Origin of the sequence: Streptomyces sp. NPDC059866 (assembly GCF_042731325.1) — a bacterium.
Classification (GTDB): Bacteria; Actinomycetota; Actinomycetes; order Streptomycetales; family Streptomycetaceae; genus Streptomyces; species Streptomyces flavusporus.
In genome coordinates this window covers 61720-80713 of sequence record NZ_JBHWJT010000016.1, presented here as the reverse complement: position 1 = coordinate 80713, position 18994 = coordinate 61720, and the positions used below count along the sequence as shown (strand labels likewise).

The following is an 18994-nucleotide window of genomic DNA, read 5'->3' as shown; positions in this document are numbered from 1 at the left end:
TCTCTTCAGGCCGAGTGCTCCGCCAGGCGGTCGAGAAACGTGGCCTGGGCCTTGACGATCACCTCGCGGGCCCGGTCCAGGCCGAACCACTCCACGCGGTCCAGTTCGGGGAACTCCTGGGTGCGTCCCGACTTCGGCGGCCACTCCATCGTGAAGGTGCCGGGGCTGATGGACGCCGGATCCAGGTCGGCCTCGACCGCCCAGGCCGTGACGATCTTGCCGTTGGTCTGCCGGACCTCCCCCAGCGGGACCGCCTCGCCGTCCGGCGGCGGCAGCCCGAGCTCCTCCTCGAACTCCCGGCGGGCGGCCTCCCATGCGGGCTCCCGGGGGTCGTACTCGCCCTTCGGCACGGTCCACGCCCCGGTGTTCCGCTTGACGAAGAAGGGGCCGCCCATATGGCCGAGCAACACCTGAAGGCCCTGGTCGGTGTGCCGGAAGAGGAGCAGTCCGGCACTTCGTCTGCCCGTCAAGGGGCCACCTCCGGGTGCGCGGCCAGCAGTGTCTCGACGGTGTCCGCCTCCTCCGGGCGCTTGTCCTCGCGGTAGCGGACCACGCGGGCGAAGCGGAGGGTGACGCCGGCCGGATAGCGGGTGGACCTCTGCAGTCCGTCGTAGGCGATCTCGACGACCAGTTCGGGGCGTACGGTCACCACCTGACCGGTGTTCTCGACGGCCAGCTCCCGCAGCCGTTCGGTCTGCCAGGTCAGCATCGCGTCGGTCATGCCCTTGAAGGTCTTGCCGAGCATGGCGAAGCCGCCGTCCGCGGTGCGGGCGCCCAGGTGCAGGTTGGAGAGCTTGCCGGTGCGGCGGCCGTGGCCCCACTCGGCGGCCAGCACCACCAGGTCGAGGGTGTGGACGGGCTTGACCTTCAGCCACGAGGCGCCCCGCCGGCCGGCGCTGTAGGGCGCGTCGAGGGCCTTGACCACGACGCCCTCGTGGCCGCGGCGGAGCGTCCCGGCGAGGAAGTCCTCCGCGACCGGTATGTCCTCGGGGCCGGAGACCAGCGTGCGCCGTACCCGCATCGGTTCGGGGACCAGGCGGGCCAGCTCCGCGTGCCGCTCGGCGAACGGCAGGTCGAGCAGGTCGCGGCCGTCGACGGACAGCGCGTCGAAGAAGACGGGAGAGACCGGCACCGCCCGGGCGGCCGTCGTCACGTCCACCCGGGAGCCGACCCGGCCGGCCGTCTCCTGGAACGAACGGGGCCGTCCGGCGGCGTCGAACGCGATGACCTCGCCGTCCAGCACGAAGCGCGCGCCGCGCAGTTCCCGCGCGGCCTTCGTCAGCTCGGGCAGCCGGTCGGTGATGTCGTCGAGGGTGCGGGTGTAGAGGCGTATGTCGTCGCCGTCGCGGTGCACCTGGACGCGGATGCCGTCCAGCTTCTCCTCCACCGCGCAGGCGCCCAGCCTGCCGACCGCCTCCGCCACCGAGGACGCGGTGTGCGCCAGCATCGGCAGGACGGGACGGCCGACGGTGAGCCGGAACCGCTCCAGCGCCCCGGGTCCCTCCGCGAGCAGCGTCTGCGCCACCGTCTGCAGCGACCCGGCCAGCATCACCGCCCGCCGGACGTCCGCGGGCGGCGCCCCGGTCGCCTCGGCGAGCCCCTCCACCGCGACCGCGTCCAGGGCGCCCTGCCGGACCTCGCCGGTGATCAGCCCGAACAGGAACCGCTGCTCGCCCTCGGTCGCCGCACCCATCAACTCCCCGACCAACCGGGCCCGTTCGGCCTGCGAGCCGGTGCCGGTGACCTTGCCGATCCCGGTGAGCCGGGCGTCCACCTCGCGCACGGTCAGGGTCGGCTCGGTGGCGGGGGCGACCCGGCGGCTCAGCACCTTCCAGCCGATGCCGAGCCGTCCCTGCGGGAGCCGGCCCGCGAGGTAGGGGATGACGACCGGCACGTCGTCCGCCTCCGCGTCCCGGAACAACCCGGCGAGCAGGGCGATCTTGCGGGACCGCGCCGAGGTGGCGGCGACCTCCCGGGACACGTCGGCGAGCCGGGTCAGCAGCATGCAGCCATGGTGCAACGGGGGAGGCCGCAACTACACCCGCACGGCCGCGTCGAGGTCGGTCATCAGCAGTTCCCCGTTGATCGTGGCGCCCGCGCGGTAGCCACCGCTCGCCGCGTTCACGACCTGCTCCGAGAAGCCCATGGCGTTGCCCGCGGCCCACACGCCGGGCACGGTCGTCAGGCCCGTCGCGTCGACCACGGGGTAGGCGCCGAACGGGGTCTCGTTCAGCTCGGCGCCGAGCCGCTGAAGCAAGCCGGTCTGCGGGACGGCGCGGGGCGCGACGAACAGCACCTCGCGGGCGTGGGCCGTACCGTCCGCGAGCCGGACCCCGGTGAGCCGGTCGTCCTCCACCACCAGGCCGGCGACCTCACCGGGCACCACGTCCACCCCGGCCGCGGCGAGGCGGCGCAGGTCGTCGTCCGTCAGGTCGTTCTCGGCGACCTCGTGCAGGAAGAAGGTGACGTCCTTGGACCACTGGGTGACGATCAAGGCCTGGTGCACGCTGAGCGGGCTGGTGGCGAGCACGCCGAAGGCCTGGTCGCGCACCTCCCAGCCGTGGCAGTAGGGGCAGTGCAGCACATCCCGCCCGAACCGCTCGGCGACCCCGGGCAGCGTCGGCAGTTCGTCCTTGAGCCCCGTGGTGACGACGAGCCGCCAGGCGTGCACGGTACGTCCGCTCGCGAGCTCCACGGCGAAGTCCTCACCCTTGGTGGCGTCCACCACGGTGTCCCGGACGAGCTCCACGCCGTACCGCGCGATCTCCTCGCGGCCGATCGCCAGGAACTCGGCGGGCGGCATGCCGTCCCGCGACAGATAGCCCTGCATGTGGGCCGCCGGTGCGTTGCGGGGCTCGCCGGCGTCGACGACCAGGGTGCGGCGCCTGGCCCGCCCCAGGACGAGCGCGGCGGACAGGCCGGCCGTGCCGCCGCCGACGACGACCACTTCGTATGTCTCGGTCATGGTGACCACCTCCACCGAGACCGTCGCCCAGGGAAGGCCGATTGACAAACGCCTTTGCTGATTCTGCAATAGCGTCATGACTACGGACGAGGTTCTCGCGGGGGTGGGCCCCCGGCTGCGGCGGATCCGCAAGGAGCGGGAGGTGACCCTCGCGGCGCTGTCGGAGGCGACCGGCATCTCCGTCAGCACGCTCTCCCGGCTGGAGTCGGGACTGCGAAGGCCCAGCCTGGAGCTGCTGCTGCCGATCGCGCAGGCGCACCAGGTGCCGCTGGACGAGCTGGTGGGCGCCCCGCCGGTCGGCGACCCCCGGGTGCGAGCAGAGCCGATCCAGCGGTACGGCCGGACGCTCTATCCGCTGACCCGGCAGCCGGGCGGGCTGCAGGCCTACAAGATGGTTGAGCCGCGGCGGTCGGTGGAGCCCGACCCGCGCGTCCACGAGGGCTACGAGTGGCTGTACGTGCTGTCCGGAAAGCTGCGGCTGGTGCTGGGGGAGCACGACGTGGTGCTCACGGCGGGGGAGGCCGCCGAGTTCGACACGCGCGTGCCGCACTGGTTCGGGTCGACGGGGGAGGGGCCGGTGGAGTTCCTGAGCCTGTTCGGGCCGCAGGGGGAGCGGATGCATGTGCGGGCGCGGCCCAAGCGGGCGTGACCCGTTCCGGCCTGCGTGACGTACGCGACTGTTCCCTGATGGGCAAGCGACCGCTTAGTATGCGATCGACCCCGGTCGGACGAGGAAGTCGCGTGGAGGCCCCGCATGCAGGCATGGCAGGTGCACGAGAACGGCGAGCCGGGCGAGGTGATGCGCCTCGCGGACGTGGCGCCGCCCACGCCCGGCGACGGCCAGGTCCTGCTGAGGGTGCGGGCCGCGAACATCAACTTCCCTGACGCCCTGCTGTGCCGGGGCCAGTACCAGGTGCGGCCCCCGCTGCCCTTCACGCCGGGCGTGGAGATCTGCGGCGAAACCGAGGACGGCCGCCGCGTGATCGCCAACCCGGCGCTGCCGTACGGCGGTTTCGCCGAGTACGCCGTCGCGGACGCCGCCGCAACGCTGCCCGCGCCCGACGCGCTGGACGACGCGGAGGCCGCCGCCCTGCACATCGGCTACCAGACGGGCTGGTTCGGCCTGCACCGCCGGGCCCGGCTGGAGGCCGGCGAGACCCTGCTCGTCCACGCCGCCGCAGGAGGGGTCGGCAGCGCGGCCGTGCAGCTCGGCAAGGCGGCAGGCGCCAAGGTCATCGGTGTCGTCGGCGGTGCCGAGAAGGCCGCCGTCGCCCGCGAGCTTGGCTGCGACGTGGTGATCGACCGGCGTGCCGCGGATGTCGTCGCGGCCGTGAAGGAGGCCACCGGTGGCCGGGGCGCCGACGTGATCTACGACCCGGTCGGCGGGGAGGCCTACGCCCAGTCGGCCAAGACCGTCGCCTTCGAGGGGCGGATCGTGGTCGTCGGCTTCGCGAGCGGGTCGATCCCCAGCCCCGCGCTCAACCACGCCCTGGTGAAGAACTACTCGATCCTCGGCCTGCACTGGGGCCTGTACAACACCAAGAACCCGAAGCTGGTCCAGCACTGCCACGAGCAGCTCACCGAGCTGGCCGCGCAGGGCGCCATCAAGCCGCTGGTGAGCGAGCGGGTGCCGCTCAGCGGGGCCGCGGCCGCTGTGCAGCGGGTGGCGGACGGCGTCACCACCGGCAGGATCGCCGTCGTCATGGAGGAGGCAGCATGATCGACGCCATGGAACTGCGCAGTCGCACCCAGGAGTTGCTGGCCGCACATCCACCGGCCACCACGGACCGGCTCGACTTCCTCGGGGCCCGCTTCGACGCCGGGCTCGCCTGGGTGCACTACCCCGAGGGACTGGGGGGACTCGGTGCCCCGCGCTCCCTCCAGGCCGTCGTGGACGCCGAGTTGGAGGCCGCCGACGCCCCCGACAACGACCCGCGGCGGATCGGCATCGGCCTCGGCATGGCCGCGCCGACGATCCTCGGCTTCGGCACCGAGGAGCAGAAGCGGCGGTACCTCAGGCCCCTGTGGACGGGGGAAGAGGTCTGGTGCCAGCTCTTCAGCGAGCCGGGCGCCGGCTCCGACCTGGCCGCGCTCGGCACCCGGGCCGTACGGGAAGGCGAAGAGTGGGTCGTCAACGGGCAGAAGGTGTGGACGTCCAGCGCCCATCTCGCCCGTTGGGCCATCCTCATCGCCCGCACCGACCCGGACGTGCCCAAGCACCGGGGCATCACGTACTTCATCTGCGACATGACCGACCCGGGTGTCGAGGTGCGTCCGCTGCGCCAGATCACCGGCGAGGCCGAGTTCAACGAGGTGTTCCTCACCGACGTCCGTATCCCGGACTCGCGACGCCTCGGCCCGATCGGCGACGGCTGGCGGGTCGCGCAGACCACCCTGATGAACGAGCGCGTCTCCATCGGCGGTATGCGGCTGCCCCGCGAGGGCGGCATGATCGGCCCGGTCGCGAAGACCTGGCGCGAGCGCCCCGAACTGCGCACCCATGACCTCCACCAGCGGCTGCTGAAGCTGTGGGTCGAGGCCGAGGTCGCCCGGCTCACCGGCGAACGGCTGCGCCAGCAGCTCGTCGCGGGCCAGCCCGGCTACGAGGGTTCCGGCATGAAGCTGTCGTTCGCCCGCCTCAACCAGGAGATCAGCGGTCTGGAGGTCGAACTCCTCGGCGAGGAGGGCCTGTTGTACGACGACTGGACCATGCGCCGACCCGAACTCGTGGACTTCACCGGCCGGGAAGCCGGCTACCGCTACCTCCGCTCCAAGGGCAACAGCATCGAGGGCGGGACCAGCGAGGTCCTGCTCAACATCGTCGCCGAGCGCGTCCTGGGCCTGCCTGCCGAGCCGCGCACCGACAAGGACGTCGCGTGGAAGGACCTGGCCCGATGACCGACCTGCTCTACTCCGAGGAGGAAGAGGCGCTGCGCGCCGCCGTCCGGGACCTGCTCACCGACCACTGCGACGCGGCCGGTGTGATCGCCCGCAGCGAGTCGGACGCGCCGCACGACATGGAGTTGTGGAAGCTCCTCGCCGACGGTATGGGGCTGGCCGGGCTGCTGGTGCCGGAGGACCGGGGCGGTCAGGGGGCCTCGCACCGCGAAGCCGCCGTCGTCCTGGAGGAGTTGGGGCGGGCGGTGGCGCCCGTGCCGTATCTGACCAGTGCCGTCGTCGCCACCGAGGCCCTGCTGGCCTGCGACGACTCCGCCGAGCTGCTCGCCCGGCTGGCGTCCGGGCGGACGATCGGCGCCCTCGCCGTCGCCCTGCACCTCGCTCCGGGCGCCGCCTTCCCGGCCGTACGACTCGAGGACGGCGTTCTGCACGGCGAGTTGACCGGCATCGCGGACGCCTCGGCCGCGGACGTGCTGCTCGTGCCTGCGGACGACGGCGGGCTGTACGCCGTGGAGCGCGATGCCGTGACCGTGGTGCCGCAGGTGTCGCTCGACCTGACCCGGCCGGTGGCACGGGTGCGCTTCGAAGGGGCGGCGGGGCGTCGGCTGGGCGACGCGGAGCCCGCCGTACGACGAGCCCTGCTGAGCGCGGCCGGGCTGCTCGCCTCGGAGCAACTGGGCCTCGCCGACTGGTCGTTGACGGAAACGGTTCGCTACCTGAAGGAGCGCAAGCAGTTCAATCGCCCCGTCGGCGGGTTCCAGGCGCTCAAGCACCGGCTCGCCCAGCTGTGGCTGGAGGTCGTCAACCTTCGGGCCGCGGCACGGGGTGCGGCGGACGCGCTGGCGACCGGCGAGGACGTCGACGTGGCCGTCGCGGTCGCGCAGGCGTACGCCGCGCCCGTGGCCGTCCGGGCCGCCGAGGAGGCGCTGCAACTGCACGGCGGTATCGGGATGACCTGGGAACACCCGGTCCACCTCTGCCTGAAGCGGGCCAAGGCGGACTCCCTCGCGTACGGCACCGCAGGTGCCCACCGTGGCGCGCTGGCCGAGCTGGTGGACCTTCAGGCCCCCTGACGTACACCTGGAGAAGCGCGGTCGACGCCCGCGGGAATCCCGAGGAAAGCCCGCCCCACCTGGGGCGGGCTTTTCGGTGTGCCCCGGTCCGGTGAAGTGAACTGATGACGGCGGTCCGGCCAACTCCCTGCCCGGGCCTGCCTCTTGGACGCTACGGAACCGCATACTCGCTGGGGTTTCCATCCGTCCACCAGGGAGGCAGAGCATGGCCCTCACCACCCGTCGCAGAGCCCTCACCACTCTCGGCGCCGCCCTCGCGGGCGCGGTCGCCCTGCCCGGCGCGAGCGCGATCGCGGGCGAAGCGAAGAAGCACGGCCCGCGCCCGCTGTGGCGAGCCCACGCCCACAACGACTACGAGCACCCGCGCCCGCTCCTCGACGCGCTCGACCACCGCTTCGGCAGCGTCGAGGCCGACATCTACCTCGTCGGCGACCAGCTCCTCGTCGCCCACGACCCGGAGGACCTCGACCCGGCGCGCACGCTGGAGTCCCTCTACCTCGACACCCTCGCCGCCCGCGTCAAGGCCAACCACGGCCGGGTGTACCGCGGTCACCGCGGCTCCCTGCAGCTGCTCATCGACATCAAGACCGAGGGCGCCTCGACGTACCTCGAACTCGACCGCCATCTGCGCCGCTACAAGCACCTGTTCACGACATACGCCCACGGCCGGGTCCTCCCCGGGCCCGTCACCGCCGTCATCTCCGGCGACCGCGGGGCCCGCGTGCCCATGGAGGCGCAGACCGTGCGCCGGGCCTTCTACGACGGCCGGCTCGCGGACCTCGGCAGCCCGGCGCCCGCCTCCTTCATCCCGCTGATCAGCGACAACTGGACGCGGAACTTCACCTGGCAGGGCGTGGGCCCCTTCCCGGAGGCCGAGCGGCAGAAGCTGCGGACCATCATGCAGGCGGCGCACTCACGCGGGCAGAAGGTGCGGTTCTGGGCCACCCCGGACCTGGCCGGCCCCGCCCGGGACGCGCTGTGGACCGAGCTGCTCGCCGCCGACGTCGACTTCATCAACACCGACGACCTGCTCGGCCTGGAGGCGTTCCTGGACGCCCACGAGCCGGCGTAGAGACCACACGTTCGGGGGACATGTCAGCTGCCCGGACGAACCCTCCGCTGCGCCACACTTGCGGCCGAAGGCCGCGCAGTGGACGTGGCGGAGGAGGTTGACCATGGCCATTTCCATCTCTGTGGTGCTGCTGCTTCTGATCCTGGCAGTGATCTTTCTGCGCAACGGTGGGCTCAAGCCCACCCACGCGATCGTCTGCCTGCTGCTCGGCTTCTACCTCGCGAGCTCCAGCGTCGCCCCGACCATCCACAGCGGCCTCACGGCCACGGCTGACATCGTCAGCGGTCTGAGACCGTGAGGACCGCGTGGAAGGGCGGGGTCAGCCCGCGGAGAAGACCCCGATGCCGTTCGGAACCGGGCGCTCCACTCCGTCGGTGGGGTGATTGCGCACGGACACCCCGCCCGCGCCCGGCGTGCGGGCGACCAGCGTCGACGAACCGCCGCCGTCCAGGCTGAAGGCGTCCACCGAGCCCAGCTGCCGCATGGTGTCGGCCACTTCGGCGATCGTCAGACCGGTGCGGTACTCCGGCGCACCGTCCACCGCCAGCAGCAGCACGCGACGCCCGCCGTCCGCGAGGCCCACGGCCGTGCGTACGGCCGAGGTCCGGTCGTCCAGACCGGCCAACGGCAGGCCGTCCCTGAGGACCGGATAGCCGCCGAGAGCGAAGCGGTACGGGACCCACGACTTCTGCGCCACCAGCCGGTGGCGTACCTGCACGGGCTCGCCCGTCGAGAACTTCCGCAGCTGCTGGGCACCCGCCTCCCGGCCCACCAGCACGGTGGTCCCCTCGGCGATCGGGCCGCTTCCGGGAGTGTCCGCGGCCGACACCACCCGACCGTCCCTGACCGTCACCTCGTAGGTGTCCGTGCTGCACGGCGCCGCCCGGTCGGTGTCCGTGCCGCACGTGGCACGCACCCGGGAGGCGCTGCCCCAGGCCGAGGTGAACGCACCGACCGAGCCCACCGGCAACGCGTACTGGTTGAGCCCGCCGAGCGGCAGTCGCACCGCAGGCGTGGTGACCGCGCCGTCCAGCGCCAGGCTGTCCAGCCGGGCCCGCCGGTCGACCCCGACGCCCACGACGTCCTGGGTGCTCGTGCCCGGCGGCAGGGCGGGACCGAAACGCTGGCCGTTCGGCACCGCCGCCTTCAGTGCCGTGCCGCGCGCGATCACCGGTCCGACGCTCGCGCCGGTCGCCTGCACGCCCGGGTGCTGGACCTCGGTGATGTTGAAGAAGTCCCCGTTGACCCCGGCGACGGCCCCCCGGGCGTCGGCGAGTTGGGAGACGGTCGCCCGTGCGGCCACCGCTCCGGGGTACAGCAGGTCGAGGCGTACCCGAGGGTCGCGCAGGTCGACGCTCAGCACATGGGCGTGCGTCGGTCCTCGGGCCGCCTGGATGTCGAGTTCCCGGTAGACGACGCCCGGCGCGATCCGGGTCGTGTCCTCAGCGGCGCCGGCCGGTGCCGCCCCCACCAGGGCCGCTCCGGCCAGCGCGCCGAGTGCCGTGAGTAATGCCAGTAACGTTCTGCCTGCTCCGAACCGCTTCTGACGACGCGTCACAGATCCCCCTGAGGTCTCGTCAACTGTCTCAGGACGCGGGGGAAGTGCACCAGACGACCGTGTCCGAGGGGGTGACGGGGACCCGGCCGCGCGAGAACAGGTGGGAGAACGCGCGCTGTTGGCGGCGGTCAGGGGTGAGCGCCGACGCCCGGTCGACGTGCGAGTGGCCGACCCGGCCGGGGACAGGAGCGAGGTGCAGGGTGGGTGCGGAGTGTCGTCGTCAGTCCGCTGTCAAGCGCAGCACCATGTGGCACTCCCCTATCGGGCGGCGGAGGATAAAAGCGACTCCGTGGGGCACTCGAACAGCCCCGTCCGTCCTCACGGCGGAAGGAAGGTTGTGCTCATGACGCCGATGACGTTCTCCGCCCTGCCGACGGCCGGGTGCCGCTGGGAGCGGGCCCTGGTGACCGGCGGCGCCGGGTTCCTCGGCTCGCACCTGTGCGAACGCCTCCTCGGCAGCGGGGTCGACGTCGACTGTGTGGACAACCTTTCGTCGGGGTCTCAGGCCAATGTCCGGCACCTGGTCGGCCGACCTGGTTTCCGGTTCCTCGAACTCGACCTGGCCGAGCCCGGCTGCCCCGACGCCCTGGAGGCTCCGTACGACCTGATCCTGCACTTCGCGGGCCCGGCCTCGTCCGCCGAGTGCCGGCGGCACCCTCTGGACGCGCTCGACACCGCCGGCCGCGGCACCCGCAACGCGCTGGCCGTCGCGGACCGGGCAGGCGCTCGGTTCCTGCTCGGCTCCGGGTGCCAGGTCTACGGCGATCCACTGGTGCATCCCCAGCGCGAGGACTACTGCGGCCACGTCGACCCCGTGGGACCGCGCAGCGCCCACGACGAGGCCCAACGCTTCGCCGAGGCACTGGCCACCGCGTACGCGACTGCCCACGGCACCGACGCCGGAATCGTTCGCGTGTTCAACACCTACGGTCCACGGATGCGGGCGGACGGCCACCAGGCGGTCCCCACCTTCATCACGCGGGCGCTGGCCGGGGCACCGCTGATCATCGAGGGCGACGGCAGCCAGACCCGCTCCCTGTGCCATGTCGACGACATGGTCGACGGCGTGCTGCTGGTGGCTGCGAGCCGGTCCGTCCGCCCCGTCAACATCGGCGGCGGCGACGAGCCGACCATCCGGGAGATCGCCCGCCGGGTGATCGAGCTCACCGGCTCGCACTCACGCCTGGAGTTCACCGCCCGCCGCCCGCATGATCCGGCCCGGCGCCGCCCCGACACGACCCTGGTCCGGGAGATCTTCGGCTGGGTTCCGAGGGTCACCTGGGAAGAAGGGTTCCGGCGCACCATCGCCCACTTCGCGGATGTGTCGGCGGACCGCCGGACCCTGCGCGCCGAGGGAGGTACCCGTCATGCGTGTTGCTGGTGACGGGCGAGGGGAACGGTTGCGGTGAAGGCGCTCGTCGTACGCCCGGACGGGTTCTGCGGTGTGCTGCTGGCCGGACCGGCTGTCCGCGCCGTCGCCACCCGGGCCGCCCACGTCACGGTGATGTGCGAACCCGACGGCGCGCCCGCCGCCCGGCTGTTGCCCCACGTCGACGACGTCCTCGCATGGGACGCGCCCTGGGAGCCGCCGGGACCGGACCGGACGGACGGCGATGGCTTTCTGCGGGTCCTGCGCGAGGCCTGCTACGACGTGGCGCTCGTCCTCGCAGCGCAGGGGCGCAGTCCGTTGCCCACCGCGCGGCTGCTGCGGAGGGCACGGGTGCGTCGGATCGGTGCCGACGGCGCGGACGGCGACGACGGCCTCCTCGATGTCGGCCACCGATGCCTGCCGGGCCAGGACGAGGCCGCGGCGGCCCTCGACACGGCCGCCGCGATGGGCTTCCTGCCCAGGGCGGGCGATGACGGACGGCTGCGCGTGATCCCGCCGCCCGACACCACGGGCCTCACGGGCAACGGCCCCTACGTCGTCGTACACCCAGGGGCCGACGTGTGGACCCCGGACCGCTGTTCCGAGGCCGTTGCCGAGCTCGCCGATGCCGGCCATCGCGTCGTCGTCACCGGCGGACCGGAGGAGACCGCCCTGACCCGGTATGTCAGCGGCGCCACGGCGATCGACCTCGGCGGCCGCACCGACCCGCGACGGCTCACCGGTGTCCTGCACGCCGCCGATGCCGTCGTCGCCGGCGCCCCGGGCGCGGCCCACCTCGCCGCGGCCACCGGCACTCCCGTCGTCTCGCTCGTCCCGCCGGCCTGCCTCCTCGGCGTGCCCGGCATCGTGCTCGGGCAGGACGACACCACGGCCCGGGACGTGGCGAGCGCCGTGCGCAAACTCCTAGCGGAGAGCGCGTGAAGGCCGACACTCCCGTCCCGGAGGAGCCCATGCCCGACGCCGCCCCCCGCGTCACGGTCGCGATGATCACCCGCAACCGCTGCCGGAGCGTGCTCCGAACCCTCGACCGGCTGGCCGCCCTCCCCGAGCGGCCACCGGTCGTCGTCGTGGACAACGGCTCCACCGACGCGACGGTGGCCGCGGTACGGGCCCATCCGGTGGATGCACGTGTCCTCGCGGTCGGCCGCAACACCGGTGCCCCGGGCCGCAACCTCGCCGCCCGCCACGCCACCACCCCGTACGTCGCCTTCAGCGACGACGACTCCTGGTGGGCACCCGGCGCCCTGGACGCCGCCGCCGACGTGCTCGACGCCCACCCGCGCCTCGGGCTGCTGGCCGCGCGCACCCTGGTCGGCCCGGACGCCGTGGAGGACCCGCTGAACTCCGTACTCGCGGACTCGCCGCTGCCGTCCGACCCCGATCTTCCCGGCCGCCCCGTCCTCGGCTTCCTCGGGTGCGCGGCCGTGGTCCGGCGCAGCGCCTTCCTCGACGCCGGGGGCTATCACCGGGTGCTGTTCTTCGGTGGTGAGGAGACACTGCTCGCCTACGACCTGGCAGCCCGCGGCTGGGGCGTCTGCCATGTCCCCGAGGTGATCGCCCTGCACCACCCCGACCCCGGCGGGCGGCCCGGCCGGTCCGCGGTCGTGCGGCGCAACGCCCTGCTCACCGCCTGGCTCCGGCGGCCCGTGCCGGTGGCCCTGCGGCACACCGGCCACCTCCTCGCCGCCGCGGCCAGGGGCGAGCCGGAGGCCGTGGCGGTCCTGCGCGGCACGCTCGTCCGGCTCCCCGCGGCCCTCCGGGACCGCGAACGGCTCCCCGCCCCGGTCGAGCATGCGGCCCGGCTGCTGGACGAGGCGGGTGGCGGAGAGGGGGGACGACGTGGGTCGAGCTGACACGACGTACGGCGACGGGCCGGGACCTGACCCCCGTACGACCGTCGTCGTGATCACCCGCGACCGGCGCGCCGAACTGCTGCGCACCCTGCGCATCCTGCGGGAGCTGCCCGAGCGGCCCCGGGTCGTCGTCACCGACAACGGGTCCCGCGACGGCACCGCCGAGGCCGTCGCGCAGCACTTTCCGGAGGTGCTCCTGCTGCGCCCGGGCCGGAACCTGGGGGCGGTCGGCCGCAATCTCGCGGTGCGGCAGGTACGGACGCCGTACGTGGCGTTCTGCGACGACGACACCTGGTGGGAGCCGGGCTCTCTGCGGCGGGCCGCGGACCTGCTCGACGCGCATCCCACGCTCGCGGCCGTCACGGCCCGGATCGTCGTCGAGCCGTCCGGGGAGGAGGACCCCGTGGTCGCCGAGCTGCGCGACTCGCCCCTGGCGGGCCCCGACTGGCTGCCCGGCCCCGCCCTGGGCTCGTTCCTCGCCGCCGCGACCGTGCTGCGGGCCGACGCGTTCCGGGCCGTCGGCGGCTTCCACCCCGGGCTCTGGATCGGCGGGGAGGAAGAACTCCTCGCCACCGACCTGCTGCGCCTCGGGTACTGGCTGAGTTACGTTCCGGAACTGACCATCCATCACGCCGCGTCACCGGTCCGCGACAGCACCGGCCGACGGATCCTCGGCCTGCGCAACACCCTGTGGTTCACCTGGCTGCGCCGCCCCTGGCCATCGGCCCTGCGCCGCACCTGGTACCTGCTGCGCACCGTGCCGCGCGACCGGGCGTCCGCACGTGCCTTCGCCCGTGCGGCGGCAGGGCTCCCCTGGGTGCTCAGACAGCGCGACCCGGTCCCGGCCGACCTCGAGGCCCGGCTGGCCGCCCTGGAACGGGCGCGGCGCACTTCTCCCGCCCGCAGGTACGTCGGCTGAACGGCCGTGCGCCCATGAGGACGGCGGCCGGGCTCGAAGCGCCGGCCGCCGCGTCCGTGAGGTTGATCACTCCTTGCCGAACACGGCCTTGCTCACCTCGGCGGGGTTCTGGAACTCCTTCTTGCCGAGGTGCGAGATCCGCTCGGTGACCTCCTTGGGCGCGTGATTCTTCTTGGCGACCTTCGCCAGCTGGTCCCGGTCGGCCGGGTACTCCGCGCCGGACAGGGCTTTCTGCAGATCAGGGGGGTTGATACCAGCCATGACGCCTCCACGTCGGTGAGAGGTACGGGGGCTTCCCCCACCCTTCCGGGTGCCCCTCGTCCCGCGCCGGATAACACCGGACGGCACGGTCCTCCGGCGAGGGCGCCGGGGAGGTTGTGAGCAAGTGCACAGGATGCGGCAAATCCCGGTGGGCTTCTGCGACTTGGTGCTTCTCGACCGCCTCGCCCGAGGGTGCGCGACGTGACTCGGAAGTCCCGTCTGCCACGATGGGCGACGCCGTGCTCCGATGTCCCGGCAGGTGTGCCGAGGACGGGCTTTCCGAACAGCGCGGCGGCCCGAAAGATCCGGGCGGAGTGACCGCGCAGCGCAGCCGGTGTTCCGAGCTCCCGCGGATTGCCGATTCCCGACCCGAGTCCCCCGGGACCCCTCTCATCGAGAACTCCTGTGTCTTCCACCCCTGCCTCTTCCGTGCCTCCCGCCGCCTCCGCGCCGGACGCCGCCGCGCCGTCCGCGGAGCCGTCCACGGGTGAGTCCCGCTCGCCGTGGCGGTCCCTGAAGTACCGCAGCATGCGCTGGTGGTCGCTGGCGAACTTCGTGTCCAACGCCGGTACGTGGATGCAGCTCACGGTGCAGAACCTGCTGGTGCTGCAGATCACCGGATCGGCTGCTGCCACGGGCCTGTCCGTGTCCGTGCAGGCCGCCCCCGCCCTGCTCGTGAGCCTCGCGGGCGGCGCAGCCGTCGACCGCTGGCCCCGGAAGCTGACGGCCATGGTCAGCCAGGCCCTCCTCGGTGTCGTCGCCCTCGTCACAGCCCTCCTCGTGGCGACGGACCGGCTCGACCTGACGGTCCTGCTGGTCCTGGCCGCCGTCACCGGCACCATCGCCACCGTCGACGGACCGGCCTGCGCCCTGCTCGGCAACGACCTGGTCCCGACGGCGGACGTCCCCTCCGCGATCGGCGTGGGCTCCCTGGTGCACAGCGCCGGCCGGCTCGCCGGCACCGCGCTCGCCGGCGTGACGGTCGGCTTCCTCGGCACCTTTGCCGCCTACGCCGCCAACGGCGCATCCTTCCTCTTCGTCGCCTCGGTCATCCCCTTCCTGCGCCCCGCCGCCGGGGCCGTCCGGCAGACCGTGCCCAGCACGCCCGCCATTCCCGCCCAGCGGGGCTCCGGGAAGTCCGGTCACGACATGACCGTGCGGCAGGGCCTTGCCTACTTCCTGCGCCGCCCCCGGCTGGTCGCGCTCGCGGGCGTCACCGGGATCAGCGCGGTCTTCGGCCGGAACTACGGACTCACCCTGGCCGTCCTCGTCACCGGCCCGCTCGCCGGCGGCGCCGGGGCGTTCGGCACGGTCTCCACCGTCCTCGCCGTGGGCGGCATCCTCGGCGCGGTGCTCGGGGCCAGGCTGCGGCGGCCGTCCGTGCGGCTGGTGGGCACCCTGGCCGCCGTGGGCGCCCTGCTCCAGGCCGTGGCGGGACTGTCGCCGTCGCTCGCCGTCCTGCTGGTGCTGGTCCTGCCCATGGCCGTCGTGGAGTCCGTCTCCGACACGGCCGGGACCACCGTCCTCCAGACCGATCCGCCCGCCCACATGCGGGGCCGCGTGCTGGGCGTGTGGGGCAGCATCAGCACCGGGTGGGGCCTGGCCGGGCCGCCCGCGCTGGGGCTTCTCATGGAACTTGCGGGTGCCCGTGGCGCGCTGGTGACCGGTGGGCTGATCATCGCCGGTGCGATCGGAGCGGGCTTCTTCCTGCGGGAGCGGCGCAGTACGACGCCGGTGCCGCTGCGGACCGGCGAGCGTGGTGGGGCGGCTCAGCCGGAGCTGGGCACGGCTGCTTGACGGCGGGGCCGGCCGGGGTCGGCCGAGGGTCCTGGGCCATCGGCTCAGTGGCCGGCAGGTCCTGGTCGGCTCAGTGGCCCAGAGGTCCGAGAGATGTGGGCCGCCCGGTGGCCGTCGCGCCGCATCCCTCGCGCCCTGCGCCCTGGCCCGGCTCCGGCAGTTCCTGTACCGCCTGAACGACCTCGTCGACGCCGATTCTCAGCAGGCGTTCGTCCGGCAGACGCCCGTGGGCGTCGCCGGGGCGGGCCGAGTCGTTGTCCCCGGGGTGCCACAGCACCCGGTGCCGTGCATCGGGCGGCGGTCCCCAGAGGCGAGGGGCGACCGGTCCGAACAGAACGACCGAGCAGGTGCCGAGCGCCGTGGCCAGATGGGCCGGCCCGGTGTCGCCGGCCACCACACAGCGGGCCCGCGCGACGAGCGCGGCCAGCCGGTCGAACGGCATGTCACCGGCACCGCCCAGGACCGCGCTCGGCGGCAGACCGGCCTCCGCCGCCACGAACCGGGCCAGCGCATCCTCACCCGCGCCCGCGGTCACCACGACGTCGTGACCCGACCGGCACAGTTCCCGGGCCACGGCCGCGAACCGTTCCTTCGGCCAGCAGCGGGCAGGTGCGTCGGCCCCAGGGTGCACGAGGACCGCGCCGGGTGCGGGAGAGGGCGCCGTGGGCGCCGGGATCCGCAGGTCGGCGGGGTCCGCGGGGATGCCGTACCAGCGCAGCAGCCGGCACCAGCGGTCCCGCTCGTGTTCGTCCTCCTGCCAGGCGGGGCCGGCGATGTCGGGCGTTTCGGGGTGCGCGTAGGCGAACAGCCGGTGCGGACGCAGCCGCTGCAGCAGCCGGTGGCTCGGCGGGCCGTTGCCGTGCAGGTCCACGGCGAGGTCGGGTGCCGGTCCGTCCCACGGCAGTGCGGCAGGTACCGCCCGTCCGGCGGCGGAGGCGGGCAGCAGCCGGTCCACCAGACCGGTCGCGGCGACTGCCCCGGACAGTCGGTCGGGGGCGGCCAGCACGAGCTCGTGGCCGGGCAGGTGCCGCCGTAGCGCCCTCAGGGCGGGAACCGCAGTCAGCAGGTCACCGAGGCCGAGCGCCCGCAGCACCAGCGCCCGGGGCCGGGCCGCCGTGCCGCCGTCACCGGCCCTCACGGCGCGGGCGGCGGCATGGCGGCTTCCGCGGCACGGCGGGCCAGCAGCGTCGTGGACCGCCCGTCCAGGTACGGCAGGACGACTGCCTGGCCGCCCCACGCGCGCAGGACCTCCGCCTCCGGCAGGTCCTGGACGCAGTAGTCGCCGCCCTTCACCCACACGTCGGGCTGCAGCCGGGTGAGCAGTTCCTCCGGGGTGTCCTCGTCGAAGACCGCGACGGCGTCGACGCTGCCGAGGGCCTCGAGGACGCGGACGCGGTCCGCCACCGGGTTGAGCGGGCGCCCCGGGCCCTTGAGCCGGGCGACGGAGGCGTCCGAGTTGAGGCAGACGACGAGGCAGTCGCCGATGCCCCGAGCGCTGTCCAGCAGACCGACGTGCCCGGCGTGCAGCAGATCGAAGCAGCCGCCGGTGGCCACCACCGTGCCCCCGCGCGCCCGGACCTGCTCGGCGAGTGCGAACGCGTCGGTCCCGGGTGCGCCGGCCGCGTCGGCCGCGGGCGCCGCCCGCCACAGCGCCGGGTTCCCGGCACCGCCCTCCGCCACGAACGCGGCGGCCTCCGCGACGGCCCGCTGCAGCGCCTCCTCCGGGAGCGCGCCGTCCGCCAGGGCACCGGCGGTGGAGGCGGCGAAGCAGTCGCCCGCCCCGCACGGATCACCGACGGCCCGGTACGGCGCCGGGATCAGCATCGGCGTACCGCCCCCCGGCCGGGCCAGCAGCACCCCGCGCTCCCCGAGCGTCACGGCGACCCCCGCGGCCTGCCAGCGGTCCGCGAGCCGCGCCCCGCGCTCGGCGTGCGCCCGCAGCGAGTCGCCCTCGTCGGGGCACAGGCTGCGCGCCTCGGCGGCGTTCGGCGTGACGAGCCGGGCTCCCGGGACGGGGGCGTCGCCCCTGGGGTGCGGGTCCCACACCAGCGGAGTGCGGGGGACGGCGGCGGCCAGCTGCTCCCGGACGGCGCTCGCCGTGTGCCGTCCGTAGTCGGCGACGAGCACGGCGTGGGCCTGCGCCAACGCGTCGCGCACGGCCCGGCCGGGCTCGCCGGGCGTACCGCCGCCCCGGTCGATCCGCACCAGCGGGCGGCCGCCGGCCAGTACCCGGGTCTTCACCGGCAGGCTGCCCGTCAGCGGGATCTCCACCAGCCGGACCCGGCCGCTCAGTTCACGGCGTACGGCCTCGCTGGCGGAGTCGTCGCCGAGCGCGGTGACCAGGACCACTTCACGCCCGCCCCGGGCCGCCAGCGTGGCGGCCAGCCCCGCACCTCCGGGGTGACGCCGGTCGCGGGCGACGTCGACGACGGGCGCCGGGGCATCCGGGGACAGCCGCGTGGCGACGCCCTCGATGTCCTCGTCGAGCAGCACGTCCCCGACGACGACCAGCGGCTTCAGCCCCGTCACGACGCCCTCCTGTGGGCCGCGACCGCGCGGGGCGCGGAGGGGCGCCCGGCCGACGCGGCACGGGGGGCGACGAGTGCCGCGTCGAAGGCCTCGCACAGCAGGTGCACGGCGACCAGGTGGGCCTCCTGGACGGTCGCCGTGCTGTCGGCCGCGACGCACAGCGTCTCGTCGGCGGCCTCGGCCAGCGGGTTGGGCTGCGGCCCGGTCATGGCCCACACGCGCAGTCCGGCCGACCGGCCGGTCACGGCCGCGCTGATCAGGTTGGCACTGCGGCCCGACGTGGACAGCAGGACCAGGACGTCCCCGCGGCGGCCGTGGGCGGCCACCTGGCGCGCGTACACCTGGTCGAATCCGTAGTCGTTGCCCAGGGCGGTCAGGCTGGAGGTCTCCGCGTGCAGGGAGATGGCCGAGTAGGCGGGCCGCTCGCGGCGGTACCGGCCGACGAGCTCGGCGGTCAGATGCTGGGCCTGGGCAGCGCTTCCGCCGTTGCCGGCGGCCAGGAGCCGGCCGCCGGCGGGTAGCACCGCGGCGAGCCGGCCGCCCCAGTCCGTGATCCGGGCGAGGCCGTCGCGGCGCAACCGGACGAGCGCCTGCTCGAGGGACCGGCAGTGCACATGGGCGGCTTCGAGGGCAGGTGACGCGGGGAATTCGCTCATGCTGGTCGGGCGTACCGCGTCGC

The 18994-nt window shown here is 74.0% G+C and carries 19 protein-coding genes; 11 read left to right on the top strand and 8 right to left on the bottom strand.

Going from position 1 to position 18994, the window contains the following annotated elements; translation table 11 throughout:
* Window positions 1-5: 5 nt before the first annotated feature.
* From ACFV7R_RS24715 to ACFV7R_RS24705, 3 genes are read right to left on the bottom strand one after another with little or no spacing between them, the layout of a single operon-like run.
* Window positions 6-470: an NUDIX domain-containing protein gene (locus ACFV7R_RS24715; protein ID WP_385266988.1), complete on the bottom strand. Its 465-nt coding sequence runs from the start codon at window positions 468-470 to the stop codon at window positions 6-8.
* Window positions 467-2005: an ATP-dependent DNA ligase gene (locus ACFV7R_RS24710; protein ID WP_385266985.1), complete on the bottom strand. Its 1539-nt coding sequence runs from the start codon at window positions 2003-2005 to the stop codon at window positions 467-469. Before ACFV7R_RS24710 ends, ACFV7R_RS24715 begins: the two co-directional genes overlap by 4 nt.
* A gap of 30 nt (window positions 2006-2035) precedes the next feature.
* Window positions 2036-2965 carry an NAD(P)/FAD-dependent oxidoreductase gene (locus ACFV7R_RS24705; protein ID WP_385266983.1) on the bottom strand — a complete coding sequence of 310 codons (930 nt, stop codon included), beginning with the start codon at window positions 2963-2965 and terminating at the stop codon, window positions 2036-2038.
* A gap of 76 nt (window positions 2966-3041) precedes the next feature.
* Between ACFV7R_RS24705 and ACFV7R_RS24700 the strand changes: the two genes are divergently transcribed.
* From ACFV7R_RS24700 to ACFV7R_RS24675, 6 genes are all read left to right on the top strand, one after another.
* Entirely contained in the window at window positions 3042-3614 is a 573-nt protein-coding gene (locus tag ACFV7R_RS24700) for a helix-turn-helix domain-containing protein (protein WP_385266980.1), read from the top strand.
* 105 nt (window positions 3615-3719) lie between these two features.
* Window positions 3720-4685, top strand: coding sequence for an NADPH:quinone oxidoreductase family protein (locus ACFV7R_RS24695; RefSeq protein WP_385266977.1), 966 nt, complete (start codon window positions 3720-3722; stop codon window positions 4683-4685).
* Window positions 4682-5863: an acyl-CoA dehydrogenase family protein gene (locus tag ACFV7R_RS24690; RefSeq protein WP_385266975.1), complete on the top strand. Its 1182-nt coding sequence runs from the start codon at window positions 4682-4684 to the stop codon at window positions 5861-5863. Before ACFV7R_RS24695 ends, ACFV7R_RS24690 begins: the two co-directional genes overlap by 4 nt.
* On the top strand, window positions 5860-6936 hold the full coding sequence (locus tag ACFV7R_RS24685) for an acyl-CoA dehydrogenase family protein (protein ID WP_385266973.1): 1077 nt from the start codon (window positions 5860-5862) through the stop codon (window positions 6934-6936). Before ACFV7R_RS24690 ends, ACFV7R_RS24685 begins: the two co-directional genes overlap by 4 nt.
* A gap of 205 nt (window positions 6937-7141) precedes the next feature.
* Entirely contained in the window at window positions 7142-8008 is an 867-nt protein-coding gene (locus ACFV7R_RS24680; RefSeq protein ID WP_385266970.1) for a phosphatidylinositol-specific phospholipase C/glycerophosphodiester phosphodiesterase family protein, read from the top strand.
* 103 nt (window positions 8009-8111) lie between these two features.
* Window positions 8112-8306 carry a hypothetical protein gene (locus ACFV7R_RS24675; protein WP_224733213.1) on the top strand — a complete coding sequence of 65 codons (195 nt, stop codon included), beginning with the start codon at window positions 8112-8114 and terminating at the stop codon, window positions 8304-8306.
* 21 nt (window positions 8307-8327) lie between these two features.
* Here ACFV7R_RS24675 and ACFV7R_RS24670 read toward each other — a convergent pair whose 3' ends face one another.
* A complete protein-coding gene (locus ACFV7R_RS24670) occupies window positions 8328-9566 on the bottom strand; it encodes a phosphodiester glycosidase family protein (RefSeq protein ID WP_385266966.1) in 1239 nt (412 codons plus the stop codon).
* Between the two features lie 343 nt (window positions 9567-9909).
* On the opposite strand from ACFV7R_RS24670, the gene ACFV7R_RS24665 reads away from it, so the two are divergent.
* From ACFV7R_RS24665 to ACFV7R_RS24650, 4 genes are read left to right on the top strand one after another with little or no spacing between them, the layout of a single operon-like run.
* Window positions 9910-10950 carry an NAD-dependent epimerase/dehydratase family protein gene (locus ACFV7R_RS24665; RefSeq protein WP_385266965.1) on the top strand — a complete coding sequence of 347 codons (1041 nt, stop codon included), beginning with the start codon at window positions 9910-9912 and terminating at the stop codon, window positions 10948-10950.
* 21 nt (window positions 10951-10971) lie between these two features.
* The gene (locus ACFV7R_RS24660; RefSeq protein ID WP_385266962.1) at window positions 10972-11877 is read left to right on the top strand and encodes a glycosyltransferase family 9 protein; all 906 of its coding nucleotides are present in this window, start codon (window positions 10972-10974) and stop codon (window positions 11875-11877) included.
* 29 nt (window positions 11878-11906) lie between these two features.
* Window positions 11907-12809, top strand: coding sequence for a glycosyltransferase family 2 protein (locus ACFV7R_RS24655; RefSeq protein ID WP_385267328.1), 903 nt, complete (start codon window positions 11907-11909; stop codon window positions 12807-12809).
* Window positions 12796-13728, top strand: coding sequence for a glycosyltransferase family 2 protein (locus ACFV7R_RS24650; protein WP_385266960.1), 933 nt, complete (start codon window positions 12796-12798; stop codon window positions 13726-13728). Before ACFV7R_RS24655 ends, ACFV7R_RS24650 begins: the two co-directional genes overlap by 14 nt.
* A 66-nt stretch (window positions 13729-13794) precedes the next feature.
* Here the strand turns inward: ACFV7R_RS24650 and ACFV7R_RS24645 are convergent, their stop codons facing one another.
* On the bottom strand, window positions 13795-13989 hold the full coding sequence (locus ACFV7R_RS24645) for a DUF2795 domain-containing protein (protein WP_385266957.1): 195 nt from the start codon (window positions 13987-13989) through the stop codon (window positions 13795-13797).
* Between the two features lie 528 nt (window positions 13990-14517).
* On the opposite strand from ACFV7R_RS24645, the gene ACFV7R_RS24640 reads away from it, so the two are divergent.
* Complete coding sequence (locus ACFV7R_RS24640) at window positions 14518-15786, top strand: MFS transporter (protein ID WP_385267326.1); 1269 nt, start codon at window positions 14518-14520, stop codon at window positions 15784-15786.
* A 70-nt stretch (window positions 15787-15856) separates the two neighbouring features.
* On the opposite strand, the gene ACFV7R_RS24635 is transcribed toward ACFV7R_RS24640, so the two are convergent.
* From ACFV7R_RS24635 to ACFV7R_RS24625, 3 genes are read right to left on the bottom strand one after another with little or no spacing between them, the layout of a single operon-like run.
* Window positions 15857-16924, bottom strand: coding sequence for a glycosyltransferase family 9 protein (locus ACFV7R_RS24635; RefSeq protein ID WP_385266956.1), 1068 nt, complete (start codon window positions 16922-16924; stop codon window positions 15857-15859).
* Complete coding sequence (gene rfaE2 / locus ACFV7R_RS24630; RefSeq protein WP_385266954.1) at window positions 16921-18315, bottom strand: D-glycero-beta-D-manno-heptose 1-phosphate adenylyltransferase; 1395 nt, start codon at window positions 18313-18315, stop codon at window positions 16921-16923. Before rfaE2 ends, ACFV7R_RS24635 begins: the two co-directional genes overlap by 4 nt.
* On the bottom strand, window positions 18312-18971 hold the full coding sequence (locus tag ACFV7R_RS24625) for an SIS domain-containing protein (RefSeq protein WP_385266951.1): 660 nt from the start codon (window positions 18969-18971) through the stop codon (window positions 18312-18314). Before ACFV7R_RS24625 ends, rfaE2 begins: the two co-directional genes overlap by 4 nt.
* Window positions 18972-18994: the final 23 nt, after the last annotated feature.

Excerpts from the sequence above, each read along its gene's own strand:
- ACFV7R_RS24710 (WP_385266985.1), bottom strand. The coding sequence starts at position 2,005 with ATGCTGCTGACCCGGCTCGCCGACGTGTCCCGGGAGGTCGCCGCCACC.
- ACFV7R_RS24705 (WP_385266983.1), bottom strand. The coding sequence starts at position 2,965 with ATGACCGAGACATACGAAGTGGTCGTCGTCGGCGGCGGCACGGCCGGC.
- ACFV7R_RS24700 (WP_385266980.1), top strand. The coding sequence starts at position 3,042 with ATGACTACGGACGAGGTTCTCGCGGGGGTGGGCCCCCGGCTGCGGCGG.
- ACFV7R_RS24695 (WP_385266977.1), top strand. The coding sequence starts at position 3,720 with ATGCAGGCATGGCAGGTGCACGAGAACGGCGAGCCGGGCGAGGTGATG.
- ACFV7R_RS24690 (WP_385266975.1), top strand. The coding sequence starts at position 4,682 with ATGATCGACGCCATGGAACTGCGCAGTCGCACCCAGGAGTTGCTGGCC.
- ACFV7R_RS24685 (WP_385266973.1), top strand. The coding sequence starts at position 5,860 with ATGACCGACCTGCTCTACTCCGAGGAGGAAGAGGCGCTGCGCGCCGCC.
- ACFV7R_RS24680 (WP_385266970.1), top strand. The coding sequence starts at position 7,142 with ATGGCCCTCACCACCCGTCGCAGAGCCCTCACCACTCTCGGCGCCGCC.
- ACFV7R_RS24675 (WP_224733213.1), top strand. The coding sequence starts at position 8,112 with ATGGCCATTTCCATCTCTGTGGTGCTGCTGCTTCTGATCCTGGCAGTG.
- ACFV7R_RS24665 (WP_385266965.1), top strand. The coding sequence starts at position 9,910 with ATGACGCCGATGACGTTCTCCGCCCTGCCGACGGCCGGGTGCCGCTGG.
- ACFV7R_RS24655 (WP_385267328.1), top strand. The coding sequence starts at position 11,907 with ATGCCCGACGCCGCCCCCCGCGTCACGGTCGCGATGATCACCCGCAAC.
- ACFV7R_RS24645 (WP_385266957.1), bottom strand. The coding sequence starts at position 13,989 with ATGGCTGGTATCAACCCCCCTGATCTGCAGAAAGCCCTGTCCGGCGCG.
- ACFV7R_RS24640 (WP_385267326.1), top strand. The coding sequence starts at position 14,518 with ATGCGCTGGTGGTCGCTGGCGAACTTCGTGTCCAACGCCGGTACGTGG.
- ACFV7R_RS24625 (WP_385266951.1), bottom strand. The coding sequence starts at position 18,971 with ATGAGCGAATTCCCCGCGTCACCTGCCCTCGAAGCCGCCCATGTGCAC.